The 17,421-nt window shown below is 39.1% G+C and carries 28 protein-coding genes; 26 read left to right on the top strand and 2 right to left on the bottom strand.

The window, feature by feature from the left end:
- The first annotated feature begins 7 nt into the window (after positions 1 to 7).
- The gene (locus tag B3P17_RS09700; protein ID WP_252637988.1) at positions 8 to 712 is read left to right on the top strand and encodes a hemerythrin domain-containing protein; all 705 of its coding nucleotides are present in this window, start codon (positions 8 to 10) and stop codon (positions 710 to 712) included.
- Here the strand turns inward: B3P17_RS09700 and B3P17_RS09695 are convergent, their stop codons facing one another.
- Positions 713 to 2,182: an oligosaccharide flippase family protein gene (locus B3P17_RS09695; RefSeq protein WP_252637987.1), complete on the bottom strand. Its 1,470-nt coding sequence runs from the start codon at positions 2,180 to 2,182 to the stop codon at positions 713 to 715.
- A 9-nt stretch (positions 2,183 to 2,191) separates the two neighbouring features.
- Positions 2,192 to 2,695 (bottom strand): hypothetical protein, encoded by a 504-nt coding sequence (locus tag B3P17_RS09690; RefSeq protein WP_252637985.1) that lies wholly within the window; start codon positions 2,693 to 2,695, stop codon positions 2,192 to 2,194.
- A gap of 265 nt (positions 2,696 to 2,960) precedes the next feature.
- Here B3P17_RS09690 and B3P17_RS09685 point away from each other — a divergent pair, with 265 nt between their 5' ends.
- The 25 genes from B3P17_RS09685 (at position 2,961) to rplO (ending at position 17,421) form a co-directional block, all read left to right on the top strand.
- Entirely contained in the window at positions 2,961 to 4,559 is a 1,599-nt protein-coding gene (locus B3P17_RS09685) for an aromatic hydrocarbon degradation protein (RefSeq protein ID WP_393924992.1), read from the top strand.
- A 267-nt stretch (positions 4,560 to 4,826) separates the two neighbouring features.
- A complete protein-coding gene (rpsL, locus tag B3P17_RS09680) occupies positions 4,827 to 5,240 on the top strand; it encodes a 30S ribosomal protein S12 (RefSeq protein ID WP_006841782.1) in 414 nt (137 codons plus the stop codon).
- Between the two features lie 162 nt (positions 5,241 to 5,402).
- A complete protein-coding gene (rpsG, locus tag B3P17_RS09675; protein WP_006841783.1) occupies positions 5,403 to 5,879 on the top strand; it encodes a 30S ribosomal protein S7 in 477 nt (158 codons plus the stop codon).
- A 23-nt stretch (positions 5,880 to 5,902) separates the two neighbouring features.
- Entirely contained in the window at positions 5,903 to 8,026 is a 2,124-nt protein-coding gene (gene fusA / locus B3P17_RS09670) for an elongation factor G (protein WP_252637983.1), read from the top strand.
- 91 nt (positions 8,027 to 8,117) lie between these two features.
- Complete coding sequence (rpsJ, locus tag B3P17_RS09665; protein ID WP_006841785.1) at positions 8,118 to 8,423, top strand: 30S ribosomal protein S10; 306 nt, start codon at positions 8,118 to 8,120, stop codon at positions 8,421 to 8,423.
- A gap of 38 nt (positions 8,424 to 8,461) precedes the next feature.
- Positions 8,462 to 9,082, top strand: a complete 621-nt coding sequence (rplC, locus tag B3P17_RS09660; protein ID WP_135105508.1) for a 50S ribosomal protein L3 — start codon at positions 8,462 to 8,464, stop codon at positions 9,080 to 9,082.
- Positions 9,082 to 9,714, top strand: coding sequence for a 50S ribosomal protein L4 (gene rplD, locus B3P17_RS09655; protein WP_135105509.1), 633 nt, complete (start codon positions 9,082 to 9,084; stop codon positions 9,712 to 9,714). The genes rplC and rplD overlap by 1 nt, the downstream gene beginning before the upstream one ends.
- Before the next feature lie 12 nt (positions 9,715 to 9,726).
- Entirely contained in the window at positions 9,727 to 10,020 is a 294-nt protein-coding gene (gene rplW / locus B3P17_RS09650) for a 50S ribosomal protein L23 (protein ID WP_006841788.1), read from the top strand.
- Between the two features lie 7 nt (positions 10,021 to 10,027).
- Complete coding sequence (gene rplB / locus B3P17_RS09645) at positions 10,028 to 10,852, top strand: 50S ribosomal protein L2 (protein ID WP_135105511.1); 825 nt, start codon at positions 10,028 to 10,030, stop codon at positions 10,850 to 10,852.
- Between the two features lie 25 nt (positions 10,853 to 10,877).
- Complete coding sequence (gene rpsS / locus B3P17_RS09640; protein WP_006800257.1) at positions 10,878 to 11,147, top strand: 30S ribosomal protein S19; 270 nt, start codon at positions 10,878 to 10,880, stop codon at positions 11,145 to 11,147.
- 42 nt (positions 11,148 to 11,189) lie between these two features.
- On the top strand, positions 11,190 to 11,597 hold the full coding sequence (gene rplV, locus B3P17_RS09635) for a 50S ribosomal protein L22 (RefSeq protein WP_006841790.1): 408 nt from the start codon (positions 11,190 to 11,192) through the stop codon (positions 11,595 to 11,597).
- A 7-nt stretch (positions 11,598 to 11,604) separates the two neighbouring features.
- On the top strand, positions 11,605 to 12,357 hold the full coding sequence (gene rpsC / locus B3P17_RS09630) for a 30S ribosomal protein S3 (protein WP_006841791.1): 753 nt from the start codon (positions 11,605 to 11,607) through the stop codon (positions 12,355 to 12,357).
- A 21-nt stretch (positions 12,358 to 12,378) separates the two neighbouring features.
- On the top strand, positions 12,379 to 12,810 hold the full coding sequence (gene rplP / locus B3P17_RS09625) for a 50S ribosomal protein L16 (RefSeq protein WP_006841792.1): 432 nt from the start codon (positions 12,379 to 12,381) through the stop codon (positions 12,808 to 12,810).
- A 5-nt stretch (positions 12,811 to 12,815) separates the two neighbouring features.
- A complete protein-coding gene (rpmC, locus tag B3P17_RS09620; protein WP_006841793.1) occupies positions 12,816 to 13,010 on the top strand; it encodes a 50S ribosomal protein L29 in 195 nt (64 codons plus the stop codon).
- Between the two features lie 10 nt (positions 13,011 to 13,020).
- Positions 13,021 to 13,278, top strand: coding sequence for a 30S ribosomal protein S17 (gene rpsQ, locus B3P17_RS09615; protein WP_006800252.1), 258 nt, complete (start codon positions 13,021 to 13,023; stop codon positions 13,276 to 13,278).
- Positions 13,279 to 13,280: 2 nt separating this feature from the next.
- Positions 13,281 to 13,646, top strand: a complete 366-nt coding sequence (gene rplN, locus B3P17_RS09610) for a 50S ribosomal protein L14 (protein ID WP_006841794.1) — start codon at positions 13,281 to 13,283, stop codon at positions 13,644 to 13,646.
- A 19-nt stretch (positions 13,647 to 13,665) separates the two neighbouring features.
- Entirely contained in the window at positions 13,666 to 13,983 is a 318-nt protein-coding gene (gene rplX / locus B3P17_RS09605) for a 50S ribosomal protein L24 (RefSeq protein WP_006841795.1), read from the top strand.
- Positions 13,983 to 14,546: a 50S ribosomal protein L5 gene (gene rplE, locus B3P17_RS09600; RefSeq protein ID WP_252637981.1), complete on the top strand. Its 564-nt coding sequence runs from the start codon at positions 13,983 to 13,985 to the stop codon at positions 14,544 to 14,546. Before rplX ends, rplE begins: the two co-directional genes overlap by 1 nt.
- A gap of 1 nt (position 14,547) precedes the next feature.
- Positions 14,548 to 14,817 carry a 30S ribosomal protein S14 gene (rpsN, locus tag B3P17_RS09595; protein WP_135105514.1) on the top strand — a complete coding sequence of 90 codons (270 nt, stop codon included), beginning with the start codon at positions 14,548 to 14,550 and terminating at the stop codon, positions 14,815 to 14,817.
- Positions 14,818 to 14,882: 65 nt separating this feature from the next.
- Positions 14,883 to 15,278: a 30S ribosomal protein S8 gene (rpsH, locus tag B3P17_RS09590; RefSeq protein WP_135105515.1), complete on the top strand. Its 396-nt coding sequence runs from the start codon at positions 14,883 to 14,885 to the stop codon at positions 15,276 to 15,278.
- A gap of 22 nt (positions 15,279 to 15,300) precedes the next feature.
- Positions 15,301 to 15,855 carry a 50S ribosomal protein L6 gene (gene rplF, locus B3P17_RS09585; RefSeq protein WP_252637980.1) on the top strand — a complete coding sequence of 185 codons (555 nt, stop codon included), beginning with the start codon at positions 15,301 to 15,303 and terminating at the stop codon, positions 15,853 to 15,855.
- A gap of 19 nt (positions 15,856 to 15,874) precedes the next feature.
- Positions 15,875 to 16,219, top strand: a complete 345-nt coding sequence (rplR, locus tag B3P17_RS09580; RefSeq protein ID WP_135105517.1) for a 50S ribosomal protein L18 — start codon at positions 15,875 to 15,877, stop codon at positions 16,217 to 16,219.
- A 5-nt stretch (positions 16,220 to 16,224) separates the two neighbouring features.
- Complete coding sequence (rpsE, locus tag B3P17_RS09575) at positions 16,225 to 16,743, top strand: 30S ribosomal protein S5 (protein WP_006841801.1); 519 nt, start codon at positions 16,225 to 16,227, stop codon at positions 16,741 to 16,743.
- 20 nt (positions 16,744 to 16,763) lie between these two features.
- Entirely contained in the window at positions 16,764 to 16,940 is a 177-nt protein-coding gene (gene rpmD, locus B3P17_RS09570) for a 50S ribosomal protein L30 (protein WP_252637979.1), read from the top strand.
- A 31-nt stretch (positions 16,941 to 16,971) separates the two neighbouring features.
- A complete protein-coding gene (gene rplO / locus B3P17_RS09565; protein ID WP_135105519.1) occupies positions 16,972 to 17,421 on the top strand; it encodes a 50S ribosomal protein L15 in 450 nt (149 codons plus the stop codon).

Below are 17,421 nucleotides of genomic sequence, written 5' to 3'. Positions count from 1 at the left end.
GTACACAATGCAGAATGTAACAATCATATTTAATAAGAAAATGAAAATGTCGGAGCTTATAGATGCCGACTACCACTTATTATTATTGCTCAATCGGTTAAATATTTCGCTTGGGTTCGGCGAAAAAAGTGTTGAGTCAGTTTGTAAAGAAAATGATTTTGATACAGATTGTTTCCTATTCCTTGCAAACTATCAATCAAATAAATGTATAACCAATATACAAGAGGTGTTCAGCAAATTGCCTCTTGCACCGTTTCTCAGATACCTTAAAAATTCACACAGTTATTTTCTGGAAAGAAGGCTTCCGAATATTCGCCGTAAGCTTGAATTGGTTTTCCCCGAAACAGACAAAGCATTACAAACCGTTGTTCTTGATTTCTTCGACAATTATACCAAAGAAGTATTGGAGCATATGAGGTATGAGGATGATGTTGTTTTTCCTTATGTCTACTCTTTGATTGATAAAGATGCCAATAAGCAATACTCTATCAATATATTTGAAGAACGGCATAATGATATTGAGGGAAAAATAAATGATCTGAAACAGATATTGCTAAAGTACGTTCCGGGCACGACAGATCAGATGCTGATGGTAAATGTTCTTACCGAGCTCTATATGTCTGAAGAGGAACTCGAGGCGCATACTTTTATAGAAGACAATCTGGTTATTCCACGTGTAAAAGAAATAGAGAAAGAGCGCAAAAAGAAGTGATTACTCTTTCTTAAACCAACTACCTAAATCTTTTAAGTTGAATACTTTCTTCAATTTGAAGAAGGCATACAGCATGGAGGCACATAATGTGATCCCTCCCAAATATTTGTATTGCGGGATATGCATCACAATAAAGAGTGTAATACAAATCAGCATTAGATTAATCAGGATCATTGAAATAATCGTATTAGTCCATTTGAAATCTGAGAGCTTCCGTCCGATAATGTATACAAGAGGCAGATATACAATATAGGCAGCCAAATATGCGATTCCTGCCGCATCTAATCCATACAGAGGGTAGAGTATATAGGCGGAGAAGAGATATACACTATAATATGTGACTTCTGATATAAAAAATACAAAGCCTTTATTTTTCACTAGCATAATAAAGGCTATCGGCCAACTTAGTACTTTCAAAAATGAGCCTGCTACTTGCCAGCATAAGAGCGTATTCGCCCCCGAAAATTTTCCCGAATAGAGAACTGATAAAGCGAAGTCGGAGAAAAGCATCATGCCTATAACAATAGGAGAAGCAATAACCAGTACAATATAGCTCTGTTCATTTATGAGTGCTTTCATTTTATCCTTTTCGCTCGCTATTGCCGAAAGACGAGGATAAAAGTCTGATCCCATCGATCTGAGTATGAGTGCAAGATATACATTTGTTATTGTCCATGCCGATTGAAATAGTCCTGCCGCTTCAATATTATCGGTTCGTGTGATGTATGTTCTGATAAGAAACATGCTCACAGTGCTTACAAGAGCTGCCGATACAATGTAAATTCCAAGTTTTAGAGAGTTTAATCCTTCGTGGAAAGCTTCTTTATTTGAGATGTTAGCTTTCTCTATATTTTGTTTCCTGTAATAAAATTCAACACAGAGAAAAGATATTCCTCCCGATACGATAAAAGCAGGGATAATACCTTCCAGCCCGAACATAAAATATATAGGAATGGTGATAATTAAGCCTATTAAGCTGCCCCATACAGCAGATTTTGCCATCTCGGGAATTTTACGCATCCCCTGTAGTATGGTTGATTTGCCTGTTGTAAGTATTGCAAGAAATACGCAAATAGCCAAACCTGCAATTGGTAGAGTATATTTGTTGCTGTCGAATGCCCAAAGACTAATCGGATAGCATAAGATGAGGCAAATGACAGAGCCTATGATTGCCGACCATTTGAACCAAATATTAAGGCGTGATATCACTCTATTGAGGGCTGTCTGGTCTTTTTGGACTTCGGTTTCGGCTATGTCTTTTACTCCCGCAGTATCCAGTCCGAGACTGAATCCTGATCGCATCATGTCTATAATAGATTGGTAGATGCCGATGATGCCTATCCCCGTAGGTCCTAGCAATATGGCAATAATCTTGGTTCGAATGATGCCAATGAGAATAATCAACGCCTGAGATCCCCCAAAAATGGTGGTAGACTTTATTATCTGTTGATATGATGATTTCTTGCTCAATGTTATACTTTAAGGTTTGGTCTTTATTTCGAAGCTGTTTTTAATTGTCTCAAAGCTTTTGTTCAGACTATCTTCTGTGTCACTTTGTATTATGATTAGATAGCTCATATTTCCTGCTTTAAGAGCGAACGTGTTTCCGTAAGATTTTTTAGAATCCCTAACGATCGTAAATTTAGAAGATAATGCATCATATTTGCCAAATTTGGATGGAATAATTTTCTCTGCTGAGTATTCAAACTTTGTTCTGTCTACATTTTTTTGATGCGTTTCTATTACTTCCTTTAAGTCTGTGCTTTTTTCTGTAAATGTTATGAATATAATGTTATTTCCTTCTTTTCCTTTTATAGAATAGGATTCTCCGGGCAATTCGTTTGTTTCTACAGTCCAGCTATGTGGGTATTCGAAAAGTACCCCTTCATAAAAAAGTTTTTTTTCAGCATTGCCGCTAATGCATGAAAGAAAACAAGTAATTAACCCTATGCTTAGCGCAAGAAAGAGAGCGGATCTGTTCATGTTACTTTTGATGAATGATTATGCAAATCTATTATTTTTTTACTGTTTTGCGCTAAATATCAATATCAAACGAAGATAAAATACATGGTTAATGTGTTGTGGTTCTTAAATAATGTGAGGATTTTTGAACTTTAAATATTAGTTGCATAGACAACATCTATTTGATAATCAATAAGATAATGTTCATTTTTAACATGGTTTCTTTTGAAACTAATAGATTCCTTATATCTTTGTGCCCAATTTTAATTAATTATATCAAATGAATATGAAGAAGACATTGGCTATTGCTGTTTTAGCCCTGTGTAGTACCTCGCATGTCTTTGCAGGAGGTATTCTTACCAATACGAATCAGAGTGCGCATTTTATCAGAATGGTTGCTCGTGACGCATCTGTACAAATAGACGCCGCTTATACAAATCCTGCGGGGCTTGTAAAACTTAACGATGGTTTCCATTTTTCTTTTTCCAATCAGAGTGCTTTTCAAACAAGAACGATAACTTCCACTTTTGCTCCATTTGCAGGGTTTGGTGGCGATGCTACAAAAAGTTTTAAGGGAACAGCTTCGGCTCCTATCATTCCTAGTATTCAGGCTGCATACAAAAAAGGTAAATGGGTGCTTTCCGGAAATATTGCAGTGACAGGCGGTGGCGGTAAAGCTACATTTAATGATGGGTTGCCTTCTTTTGAATCAACGATATCAATGTTGCCCGGTTTGCTTGCTGCGAGCGGAATCACCACAAATAACTATTCGGTAGATGCATATATGCGTGGTTCATCATTTATATATGGTGCTCAGATCGGAGGAAGTTATGCTATTAATAATATGTTTTCAGTATATGGCGGTTTTCGTCTTAATATAGTAAATAATAGATACGAGGGACATTTGAGAAATATATCTTTTAACCCTCAACACCCCATGTTAAATCCTACAGGAGGCATGATGTCTGCTCAGACCTTTTTTAATGACGCTGCTTCGTTGGCGAAGGGAACTGCTGCAAATCTGAATCCTTTTATCGAAAGTGGAGCCGGTGCGTATACTGTAGGTCAACTGATTACTGCAGGAAAACTGTCGCAAGCGATGGCCGACCAACTAAGGGCAGGATTGAATATTGGCAATGCCGAGCAGTTTAATCAAATGCAGATACAGCAGGTTCAAGCCGGATATGTAATTGCAGGGCAGGCGTATGAAGCTAATGCAAAAGCTGTAGCTGACAAAAATCTTGATTCATCACAATCCGGATGGGGTATATCTCCTATTCTTGGATTCAACTTCAGTTATAATAACCTGAATGTCGGTATGAAATATGAGTTTCGTACAGCTCTCAACGTAGAGAATAAAACTAAAGTTGATGATACAGGCTTGTTTAAAGATGGAGTAAATACTCCTCACGATATTCCTGCTCTATTCACAGTAGGCGCTTCTTATCAGATTACACCGAAGCTATTGGCAAGTGTTGGTTATCACCACTTTTTCGACTCAGATGCTAAAATGGCAGATGATAAACAAAAGCATATAAACGGAGGTACAAATGAATATTTATTTGGAGCCGAGTATAAAATAGATGACATGTTCTTGGTAAGTGCCGGAGGGCAAATCACCCGCTATGGCGTAAAAGATGAGTATCAGAGAGATTTAAGTTTCTCTATCAACTCATATTCTATAGGTTTAGGTGGTGCGGTAAATGTTGCCAAAAACGTTCTTATAAATGTAGGTTACTTCTGGACAACATATTCAGATTGGACAAAAGACAATCCAAAATATGTTGCAATACCAAATACCAACCCTCAGGCTTATCTTGCTGGGAAAGACGTATTCTCACGTACCAACAAGGTATTTGCTGCGGGAGTGGACTTTTCATTCTAACAGAAGCATTTTATAAAAACTACGGGATTTTAGTGGCAAGATGGAATATTCACGTTCCATCTTGCTTTTTTTGTTTACTTTTCTTTTCAAATATTTGTGTAATTAGCTGATTATGTCTACATTTGCAACCCGAATAATGCATGAAAAGGGCTTGTTCTGATGGCAATGAGTTGATTGTCATTCGAATAGCGTTCGTTTCTTGTGTTGTTTGCTAATTAAATGTATAATTAAAAACTGAATTTAAAAAGTTCTAAAGATTAAAACAACATGCCTACAATTCAACAATTAGTAAGAAAAGGACGGGCGGTTTTGGTTGAAAAGAGTAAGTCTCGTGCATTGGATGCATGTCCTCAACGTAGAGGTGTTTGTATCCGTGTATATACAACAACTCCTAAGAAACCTAACTCAGCGATGCGTAAGGTAGCACGTGTGCGTTTAACAAATTCAAAAGAGGTGAATGCTTATATACCTGGAGAAGGTCACAATTTGCAGGAGCACTCAATTGTACTTGTTAGAGGTGGTCGTGTGAAAGACCTTCCGGGTGTTCGTTACCACATTGTGCGTGGAACATTGGATACTGCAGGAGTAAATGGTCGTACACAACGCCGCTCTAAATACGGAGCAAAACGTCCTAAACCGGGAGCACCAGCGGCAGCTGCAGCTAAGGGTAAGAAAAAATAATTACCTGAGGCAATCCCTTTAACCGAGATTTTTAATTAAGTATTAAAACGGTTTAAGTTTATTGGATAGGCTATATATAGGTTGAGTAAATAGTTCGGCGGAACTTTTGAAGGCATCTAAAATTGGCAACCAAAAACAAAAACAAAATTTTTTAGTAAAAAAATGAGAAAAGCAAAACCAAAGAAAAGACAGATCCTCCCGGATCCTGTTTTCGGTGATGTAAAGGTTACAAAGTTTGTTAACCACTTAATGTATGATGGTAAAAAATCTACTGCATTCGATATCTTCTATACTGCATTGGAGATCGTGAAGAAGAAATTACCAAACGACGAAAAAACTGCTCTCGAAATATGGAAAGCAGCTCTAGATAATGTAACTCCTCAAGTAGAAGTGAAGTCACGCCGTGTAGGTGGTGCAACATTTCAGGTTCCTACCGAAATTCGCCCAGACCGCAAAGAATCTATCTGTATGAAAAATCTTATCCTTTATGCTCGCAAGAGAGGTGGTAAGACTATGGCAGACAAATTAGGCGCAGAAATCTCAGATGCATACAACAATCAAGGAGGCGCATTCAAAAGAAAAGAAGATATGCATAGAATGGCTGAAGCTAACCGTGCATTCGCTCATTTCAGATTCTAACAAAAAGGAAGAGTTAAAAAACAATGGCAAAGGTTAATGACAGTTTAAAGAATACAAGAAATATAGGCATCATGGCGCACATCGATGCCGGTAAAACCACTACTTCTGAACGTATCCTGTTCTATACCGGTCTTACTCATAAGATTGGAGAGGTACATGATGGCGCTGCCACTATGGACTGGATGGAGCAAGAGCAAGAAAGGGGTATTACTATTACATCTGCCGCTACTACAGCAAGCTGGAAGTATAACAATGAGATGTTTAAGATCAACTTGATAGATACTCCCGGACACGTTGACTTTACAGTAGAGGTAGAGCGTTCACTCCGTATTCTTGATGGAGCAATTGCTGCTTATGATGCTGTAAGTGGTGTTGAGCCTCAGTCGGAAACAGTATGGCGTCAGGCTGACAAATACGATGTTCCTCGTATGTGTTATGTAAATAAAATGGACCGTTCGGGAGCAGATTTCTTTGAAGTGGTACGCCAAATAAAAGAAATGTTGAATGGTAACCCATGTCCGGTTCAGATTCCGATTGGAGCAGAAGAACACTTCAAGGGAATCATCGACCTTATCAAAATGAAGGCGATGTACTGGCATGATGAAACAATGGGTGCAGACTACGAGTTGGACGAAATTCCTTCCGAATATCTAGCTGAAGCTCAAGAATGGAGAGAGAAAATGCTTGAAAAAGCTGCAGAATGTGATGAAACGTTGATGGAGAAATTCTTTGATGATCCGTCTTCAATCACAGAAGATGAAATTATCGCAGCATTACGCATCGGTACTCTTTCTATGCAGATCAATCCAATGTTGTGTGGATCTTCTTTCAAAAACAAAGGAGTTCAACCGTTATTGGATGCTGTATGTAAATTCTTGCCTAGCCCAATAGATACAGTAGCTATCGAAGGTACAGACCCAAGAACAGGTGCTACTATCGTTCGTCACCCAAGCCCAAGTGAGCCAATGGCTGCTTTGGCATTCAAAATCGCAACAGACCCATTCGTAGGACGCTTGTGTTTCTTCCGTGTTTATTCGGGGGAATTAGCAGCCGGATCGTATGTTTATAACAGCCGCTCCGAGAAGAAAGAACGTATCTCACGTTTGTTCCAGATGCACTCTAACAAGCAAAATCCGAAAGAAGTAATTGGTTGTGGAGATATAGGTGCAGGTGTAGGATTTAAAGATATTCGCACAGGTGATACACTATGTGACGAAAACAATCCTATCGTACTTGAATCTATGGACTTCCCAGAACCGGTTATTGGTATCGCTGTTGAGCCGATCACTCAAAAAGATGTGGATAAATTGGCTACAGGATTAGGAAAACTTGCAGAAGAAGATCCAACATTCCGTGTTCATACCGATCAGGATTCAGGTCAGACTATTATCGAAGGTATGGGTGAGCTTCACCTTGAAATTATCATCGACCGTCTGAAACGTGAGTTTAAGGTTGAATGTAATCAAGGTCGTCCTCAGGTATCATATAAAGAAGCAATTACTCAAACTGTTGATCTTCGCGAGGTTTACAAAAAACAAACCGGGGGTCGTGGTAAGTTTGCCGATATTATTGTTAAAGTTGGTCCAACAGATCCAGGATTTGAAGGAGACCTTCAATTTATCGATGAGGTGAAAGGTGGTAACGTTCCTAAGGAATTCATCCCTTCAGTTCAGAAAGGATTTGCTGCTGCAATGAAAAATGGTGTCCTTGCAGGATATGCGTTAGATAAACTGAAAGTTGTTCTTGTTGATGGTTCTTACCATACAGTAGACTCTGACCAGTTGTCATTCGAACTTTGTGCTAAGCTTGCTTTCAGAAATGCATGTGAGAAAGCCGGACCTACATTGCAAGAACCTATCATGAAACTGGAAGTAGTAACTCCGGAAGAAAGCATGGGTGATGTGATTTCTGACCTTAACAAACGTCGTGGTCAGGTAGAAGGTATGGAGTCTAGCCGTTCAGGTGCACGTATCGTGAAAGCTAAAGTGCCTTTGGCAGAAATGTTTGGATATGTGACTTCTTTGAGAACAATCACTTCGGGTAGAGCAACGTCAGCAATGACATTCTCTCATTACGAAGAAGTTTCGCCATCTATCGCACGTCAGGTATTAACTGAGGTTAAAGGTCGCGTTGATTTGATCAAATAACAAAAGAGACTGCAATTAGTAAATGACTCTTAATTGCAGTCTTTAATATTTTTATATAGAATTTATTTTAATAATTAACTAAAAACAAACGATGAGTCAGAAAATTAGAATTAAACTGAAATCGTACGATTACACATTGGTAGACAAGTCTGCTGAGAAAATCGTGAAAACAGTGAAAGCAACAGGTGCAGTGGTAAGCGGTCCAATTCCGTTACCAACTCACAAACGTATTTTTACTGTCAACCGTTCAACTTTCGTAAACAAGAAATCTCGTGAGCAGTTCGAACTATCTTCTTATAAAAGATTGATCGATATCTACAGCTCAACAGCAAAAACTGTAGATGCACTCATGAAGCTGGAATTGCCAAGTGGTGTAGAAGTAGAAATCAAAGTTTGATGAAAATTTATATTAGTTTAAATAAATAATTTAGAGAAATGCCAGGATTATTAGGAAAGAAAATCGGAATGACATCCGTATTCAGTGCCGAGGGAAAAAATATTCCATGCACTGTTGTCGAAGTGGGTCCTTGTGTTGTTACTCAGGTTAAAACATCTGAAAAAGATGGTTACGAGGCTGTACAGGTAGGCTTTGTTGAAAAGAAAGACAAACATACCAGCAAGCCCGAAATCGGACATTTCAAGAAAGCCGGGGTTGCACCTCAAAGACACTTGGCCGAGTTCAAGTATGAAGAGAAATACAATCTAGGAGACGTTATTACAGTAGACGGAATGTTCTCAATGGACGACCCTTTTATTGACGTAACTGGAGTGTCGAAAGGTAAAGGTTTCCAAGGGGTTGTTAAACGCCATGGTTTCCGTGGGGTAGGTGAAGCTACTCTAGGACAACATAACCGTCTTCGTGCTCCGGGTTCTATCGGAGCTTGTTCGTACCCTGCAAAGGTGTTTAAAGGAACAAGAATGGGTGGTCAGATGGGTAACAAACAAGTTACTGTTCAAAACCTTGTGATTATTAAAATAATTCCGGAACATAATCTTTTGTTAATAAAAGGTTCGGTACCGGGAAGTAAAGGTTCAATCGTTAGAATAGAAAGATAATGGAACTGAGTGTATTAGATAAAAACGGTAAAGAAACCGGTAAAAAAGTAGCGTTGAACGATGCTATTTATGCAATTGAGCCTAACGATCATGTTCTTTGGTTGGACGTGAAGCTATATCTTGCGAATCAACGTCAAGGTACTCACAAGACTAAAGAAAGAAGTGAGATGTCGGGAAGTACACGTAAGTTGATCCGTCAGAAAGGTGGAGGTGGTGCTCGCCGTGGTGATATCAATTCACCTGTACTAGTTGGTGGAGCACGTGTATTTGGTCCAAAACCAAGAGACTATGGCTTCAAATTGAACAAAAAAGTAAGAGTACTTGCTCGTAAATCTGCCCTTGCTGCTAAAGCAAAAGAAAATCAAATATTGGTAGTTGAAGACTTGTCTTTCGACTCTCCAAAAACTAAGGATTTTGTAGCATTGGCTAAAAATTTGCAAGTGGCTGATAAAAAGATACTTCTAGTTTTGCCAGACCAAAATAAAAATGTATATTTGTCGGCTCGTAATTTAGAAAGAGTAAAAGTTGTAAAAGCTTCTGATTTAAATACTTACTCAATACTTAACTGTACAAGTCTAGTATTGGCTGAGTCTTCGGTTGCTATTATAGATAATCTTTTATTAAAAGCATAAGGAGAGAATACTATGGGAATTTTGATAAAACCAATTTTAACAGAAAAGCAAACCGCGATTTCAGAAAAGTTTCCGAATCGTTACGGTTTTCGTGTTGCTCCAAGTGCAAACAAAGTGGAGATTAAGAACGCAGTAGAAGAGCTTTATGGCGTAACAGTTAAGTCTGTAAATACAATTAACTACTCCGGAAAGCTAAAAAGCCGTTACACAAAAGCTGGTGTGATAAAAGGTAAAACTCCTGCATTCAAGAAAGCAATAATCACCCTGAAAGAAGGTGAAAGTATAGACTTTTTTAGTAATATCTAAATAAAAAATGGCAGTACGTAAATTAAAGCCCACAACACCGGGGCAGAGACACAAAATTATTGGTACATTCCAAGAAATCACTGCAAGTGTACCAGAAAAATCCCTTGTAGTCGGTAAAAAAGCGTCTGGTGGCCGTAACAATACCGGTAAGATGACTATGCGTTATCTCGGCGGCGGTCATAAGAGAAAATTCAGGCTCATAGACTTCAAGAGAACGAAAGACGGAATTCCAGCCACTGTAAAAACAATCGAATATGATCCGAACCGTTCGGCTCGTATCGCTTTGTTGTATTATGTAGACGGAGCTAAAACTTATATCTTAGCACCAGAAGGTTTGGAAGTAGGTCAAACAGTGGTATCCGGAGCTGATGCTGCTCCTGAGGTTGGTAATGCATTGCCTTTGGCAAAAATTCCAATCGGTACAGTTGTTCATAATATCGAACTTCGTCCTGGTCAGGGAGCTAAAATGGTTCGTTCGGCAGGTGCTTTTGCACAGTTAACTTCTCGCGAAGGAAACTACGCAATCATAAGAATGCCTTCAGGCGAAACACGTAAGATCCTTGCTACATGTAAAGCTACTATCGGTAGCGTAGGCAACTCAGATCACGGACTAGAGAAATCAGGTAAAGCCGGTCGTTCTCGTTGGCTAGGCCGCCGTCCTCACAACCGAGGTGTAGTAATGAACCCTGTCGATCACCCAATGGGTGGTGGTGAAGGTCGTGCTTCAGGAGGTCACCCACGTTCACGTAAAGGATTGTACGCTAAGGGTCTCAAAACTAGAGCTCCTAAGAAACATTCTTCTAAGTACATAATCGAAAGAAGAAAAAAATAATAACCTGATTAATCAATAGAAAATTATGAGTCGTTCGTTAAAAAAAGGCCCGTATATTAATGTTAAGCTTGAGAAAAAAGTCTTGGCCATGAATGAGTCAGGTAAGAAAGCTGTGGTTAAGACATGGGCAAGAGCTTCAATGATATCCCCCGACTTTGTAGGCCATACTATTGCTGTTCACAACGGAAATAAATTTATTCCTGTATATGTGACAGAAAACATGGTAGGACACAAGTTAGGAGAATTCTCTCTTACACGTACATTCCGTGGACACGGAGGTAATAAGAAAAAATAATTGGAGCAGAAGCCAGTAAATTAATAAAAAGTAAACATTAAAATGGGTAAAAGAAAACATATAGTAGCTGAAGCAAGAAAAGAAGCTAAAAAGACTATTGCTTTCGCCAAGCTGAATGATGTTCCTACTTCTCCACGCAAAATGCGCCTTGTTGTCGACATGATACGTGGAATGGAAGCATTTAGGGCTCTTGGTGTATTGAAATACTCAAATAAAGAAGCTGCTGCAAGAATAGAAAAATTGTTACGCTCTGCTATCGCCAACTGGGAAGCAAAAAATGAGCGTAAAGCAGAAAGTGGAGAGTTGTATGTATCATTGGTAAACGTAGATGGTGGAGCCATGCTGAAAAGAATGCGTCCAGCTCCGCAGGGAAGAGGTTACAGAATACGTAAACGTTCAAATCATGTGACCCTTCACGTAGATACACTTAATAAAGAAAATCAAAATTAATTAGCAGATGGGACAAAAAGTTAATCCAATAGCAAATCGTTTAGGTATCATCCGTGGATGGGATTCTAATTGGTATGGAGGCAAAAGATATGGAAATACTTTGTTGGAAGACAGCAAAATCCGTAAATATCTGAATGCCCGTCTGGCTAAAGCTAGTGTATCTCGCATCGTTATCGAAAGAACTTTGAAACTTGTAACTATCACAGTTTGTACAGCTCGTCCGGGTATCATCATCGGTAAAGGCGGACAAGAAGTAGACAAGCTGAAAGAAGAGTTGAAGAAGATTACAGATAAAGATATCCAAATCAACATTTTTGAAATCAAAAAACCAGAGTTGGACGCAGTTATCGTTGCCAACAATGTAGCCCGTCAGGTAGAAGGTAAAATCGCTTACCGTCGTGCTATCAAAATGGCAATTGCTTCAACAATGAGAATGGGTGCAGAAGGTATCAAAATTCAAATATCAGGTCGTCTGAATGGCGCTGAAATGGCTCGTTCCGAAATGTACAAAGAAGGACGTACACCGCTTCATACATTCCGTGCCGATATTGATTATGCACATGCCGAAGCACTAACAAAAGTTGGTTTGATTGGTATTAAAGTATGGATTTGCCGTGGAGAAGTTTACGGTAAGAAAGACCTTGCTCCTTCATTCACAGCAGCCAAAGATGGTGGACACTCTGGTAACAGAGGTGGAGACAACCGTCGCAACGACAGAGGTGACCAAGGAAAAGGTTTCAAGAGAAATAAGAGAAAGTAATTAAAAAACGTTTGAAGTAAAATGTTACAACCGAAGAAAACAAAATTCAGAAGACAGCAAAAAGGTCGTATGAAAGGCATTGCTCAAAGAGGGCATGAATTGGCTTTCGGTTCATTTGGCATCAAAACCCTGGAAAACAAATGGATCACAGGACGCCAAATCGAAGCGGCTCGTATTGCAGTAACTCGTTACATGCAGCGTCAAGGACAAGTTTGGGTTAGAATTTTCCCTGACAAACCTATCACTAAGAAACCTGCCGAAGTACGTATGGGTAAAGGTAAGGGATCGCCGGAAGGTTTCGTTGCACCCGTTACACCAGGAAGAATCATATTCGAAATCGAAGGTGTATCTTATGATGTGGCAAAAGAAGCATTGCGCCTAGCAGCACAAAAGCTTCCTGTAACTACAAAATTTGTAGTTCGCAGAGATTATGACTTAACTCAAAACGCTTAAGAAGTATGAAAATTGCAGAAGTAAGAGAGCTTTCGGACAAAGAATTGAATGAAAGACTAGATGCTGAAAGAACAGCGTTAGACCAAATGGTGTTAAACCACAGTGTATCTCCATTGGACAATCCGACTAAGATTAAAGAAAAACGTCGCGATATCGCACGTTTCCTTACAGAGTTGCGCCAAAGAGAACTAAAAAAATAATTAAGAGCTGATGGAAACGAGAAATTTAAGAAAAGAAAGATTCGGGGTCGTTTTCAGTAACAAGATGGATAAAACCATCACTGTGGCTGTAAAATGGAAAGAAAAACACCCTATTTATGGAAAATTCGTTAACAAAACGAAGAAATATCACGCTCACGACGAAAAGAACGAGTGCAACATTGGCGACACAGTACGTATTATGGAAACTCGTCCGTTGAGTAAAACAAAGAGATGGAGATTAATAGAAATAATCGAAAGGGCTAAATAATTATGATACAACAAGAATCAAGACTAGTAGTTACTGATAACAGTGGAGCTAGAGAATGCTTATGTATCCGCGTATTAGGCGGTACAAGAAGACGTTATGCGTCTGTAGGGGATGTGATTGTGGTTGCTATCAAGAATGTAATCCCTTCGAGTGATATTAAGAAAGGTGCTGTAACAAAAGCAATGATCGTACGTACAAAAAAAGAAATCCGTCGTGCAGATGGTTCTTATATACGTTTCGACGACAATGCTTGTGTATTGCTAAACGCAGCAGGTGATATCAGAGGAAGCCGTATTTTCGGACCGGTTGCCCGCGAACTTCGCGCAACAAACATGAAAATCGTTTCATTGGCACCAGAGGTACTATAATTCAAAAAACTAAAAAGCAATGAGTAAATTACATATCAAAAAAGGCGATATAGTTTATGTGAATACTGGTGTCGATAAAGGTAAAACCGGTCGTGTGTTGAGAGTCTTTGTAGAAAAACAACGCGCTATCGTAGAAGGCCTTAACATGGTATCGAAACATACTAAGCCTAATGCTAAAAGTCCTCAAGGAGGAATTGAAAAGAAAGAAGCTGCTATCCATATCTCTAACCTGAACGTAGTAGACCCTAAAACAGGAAAACCTACACGTGTGGGCCGTAAAGAAGTAGATGGTAAGCTAGTACGTTACGCTAAAAAATCAGGGGAGGAAATTAAATAATGAGCAATACAACAACTCTTAAGACTGAATATAAAGACCGTATTGTTGCTTCTTTGATGAAAGAATTCGGTTATAAGTCAACAATGCAGGTGCCTGTGTTGAAGAAAATAGTTATCAACCAAGGTCTTGGTATTGCAGTTGCAGATAAGAAAATTATCGAAACAGCAGTTAACGAAATCACAACTATCACAGGTCAAAAAGCTGTTGCGACATACTCTAAAAAGGATATCTCTAACTTTAAGTTGCGTCGTAAGATGCCGATTGGCGTAATGGTAACATTGCGTAACGAAAAGATGTATGAATTCCTTGAAAGACTTGTACGTGTAGCACTTCCTCGTATTCGTGACTTTAAAGGTATCGAAAGTAAGCTTGACGGACGTGGAAACTATACACTAGGTATCGAAGAGCAAATTATCTTCCCGGAAATTAATATCGACAACATTAGCCGTATTTTGGGAATGAATATTACCTTTGTAACTTCTGCAAAAACAGATGAAGAAGGTTATGCTTTACTTAGAGAGTTCGGATTACCATTTAAAAACGCAAAAAAAGAATTGATATAAGATGGCAAAAGAATCAATGAAAGCTCGCGAGGTAAAAAGAGCTAAACTGGTTGCTAAATTTGCAGCTAAAAGAGCGCAGTTGAAAGCCGATGGCGATTACGAAGCGCTACAAGCTCTACCTAAGAATGCTTCACCTGTACGTCTGCACAATCGTTGCAGCCTTACAGGTCGTCCAAAAGGGTATATTCGCCAGTTTGGAATTTCCCGTATCCAATTTAGGGAAATGGCTTCTAAGGGATTAATACCGGGAGTTAAAAAAGCAAGTTGGTAAGAAATTATTTTAGTATAGAATTAAATATTGTTCCGGTTGCGGAATTAATTTAAATCAATTTAAACATGACAGATCCAATAGCAGATTATTTGACGCGTGTTAGAAACGCTATCATGGCTGGACACAGAGTTGTAGAAATTCCGGCGTCAAATTTGAAGAGAGAAATTACAAAAATTCTCATGGAAAAGGGCTACATCCTTAACTATAAGTTTGTAGACGAGGGTCCTCAAGGTTCAATTAAGATTGCCTTGAAGTATGATCCGGTAAATAAAGTAAACGCGATTAAGAAATTAATCCGCGTATCGTCTCCAGGTCTACGTAAATACGTAGGGTATAAAGAAATGCCTCGTGTCCTTAACGGACTCGGTATAGCTGTAGTATCTACCTCTAAAGGAGTGATGACAGACAAGGAAGCTCGCGAACTGAAAGTTGGTGGCGAAGTAATGTGTTATGTTTATTAATTAAGAGGGAGGATAGAAAGTTATGTCAAGAATAGGAAAATTACCCGTAAATCTTCCGGCCGGAGTAACAGTTACTGTTGGCAAGGATAACGTAATTACAGTAAAAGGACCTAAAGGGGAACTATCGCAAGAAGTTAATTCTGATATCAAAGTCTCTGTTGAAGACGGATTGTTGTCTGTGACACGTCCTTCTGATGATAGAATTCATCGTGCGTTACATGGTCTTTACAGATCATTGATTAACAACATGGTTATTGGCGTTTCTGAAGGATATCGCAAAGAGTTGGAATTAGTAGGGGTTGGTTACCGTGCATCAAATGCAGGTCAGCTTCTGGAATTATCTTTAGGATTTACACACAACATCCACATGATGTTGCCTCCTGAAGTGAAACTAGAAACTAAGTCGGAGAGAAACAAAAACCCTCTAATTATACTAGAATCTTGTGATAAACAGCTGATTGGTCAGATCTGCGCGAAAATTCGCTCATTCCGTAAACCGGAACCTTACAAAGGAAAAGGTATACGCTTTGTTGGTGAGGTTATTCGTCGCAAGTCAGGTAAGGCCGCAGGTAAATAATTCATAAACTGTAGTAATCATGGTAACAAAGACAGAAAGAAGAAATAAAATAAAGATGCGTGTACGTGGCAAGATCCACGGAACAAGCGAACGTCCACGCCTGACTGTATTCAGAAGCAACAAGCAAATTTATGCGCAAGTTATCGACGATTTGACAGGTAAAACTTTGGCGGCAGCATCTTCTCTGAAAATATCAGAGAAAGCTCCTAAAAAAGAAATAGCTGCTAAAGTTGGTGAACTTATCGCTAAAAGTGCTCAGGAAGCTGGTATTACAACTGTGGTATTCGACCGTAACGGTTACCTGTATCATGGTAGAATTAAAGAATTGGCAGATGCTGCCCGTAACGGTGGACTTAAATTTTAATAGAAATGGCAGGAGTTAACAATAGAGTAAAATCGACAAACGACATCGAGCTAAAAGATAGACTAGTAGCTATCAACCGTGTTACTAAAGTAACAAAGGGAGGTCGTACATTCAGCTTTGCCGCTATCGTAGTTGTAGGTAATGAAGATGGTATCGTAGGCTGGGGCCTAGGTAAAGCGGGTGAAGTAACTACAGCCATTGCTAAAGGAGTTGAAGCTGCAAAGAAAAACCTTATCAAAGTTCCAATTCTTAAAGGAACAGTTCCTCACGAGCAAATCGCTCGTTTCGGTGGATCTGAAGTTATGCTTCGTCCTGCTGCTCCCGGTACAGGGGTTAAGGCAGGGGGTGCGATGCGTGCCGTACTTGAGAGTGTGGGAGTAACAGATGTATTGGCAAAGTCGAAAGGTTCGTCTAACCCTCACAACCTTGTGAAGGCTACTATCGAAGCTTTGGGCGAATTGAGAGATGCTTACACTGTAGCTCAGAATAGAGGTATTTCTATGGAAAAAGTGTTTAAAGGTTAATTTGCAAAGAAAAAATTATTATGGCAAAAATTAAAGTTAAACAAGTAAAGAGCAGAATCAAATGTCCTAAAGACCAAAAGATGACATTAGACGCTTTGGGTCTTAGAAAGTTGAATCGTGTTGTAGAGCATGAAGACACACCGTCTATCAGAGGTATGATCAACAAGGTGAGCCATCTGGTTTCTGTTGTCGAGTAATTTAGTTTAGTAAGATAAAAAAATATAAAATATGAGTTTATCAAATATGAGACCTGCTGAAGGATCAACTAAAACCGGAAAGAGAATCGGACGTGGTACCGGATCTGGTTTAGGTGGCACTTCCACAAGAGGTCATAAAGGAGCTAAGTCCAGATCAGGTTATTCCAGAAAGTTTGGATTCGAAGGAGGTCAGATGCCAATTCAACGTCGTTTGCCTAAATTCGGTTTCAAAAACATTAACCGTGTTGAATACAAAGCTATCAACCTGGATGTTTTACAACGTTTAGCTGATGCTAAGAAACTTACTAAGATCGATGTTCAAACATTGATCGAAGCCGGTTTCCTATCAGGTAATCAATTAGTAAAGATACTTGGAAACGGAGCCCTTACTGCTAAAGTTGATGTAGAAGCACATGCCTTCTCTAAGTCAGCAGAAGCAGCTATTGAGGCTATAGGTGGAACAGTAACAAAACTGAAGTAA

This window comes from Dysgonomonas sp. UBA7630, from assembly GCF_002483985.1.
Taxonomy (GTDB): Bacteria; Bacteroidota; Bacteroidia; order Bacteroidales; family Dysgonomonadaceae; genus Dysgonomonas.
Note: the sequence above shows the minus strand (reverse complement) of the source record. Positions and strands in the feature narration are given on the sequence as shown.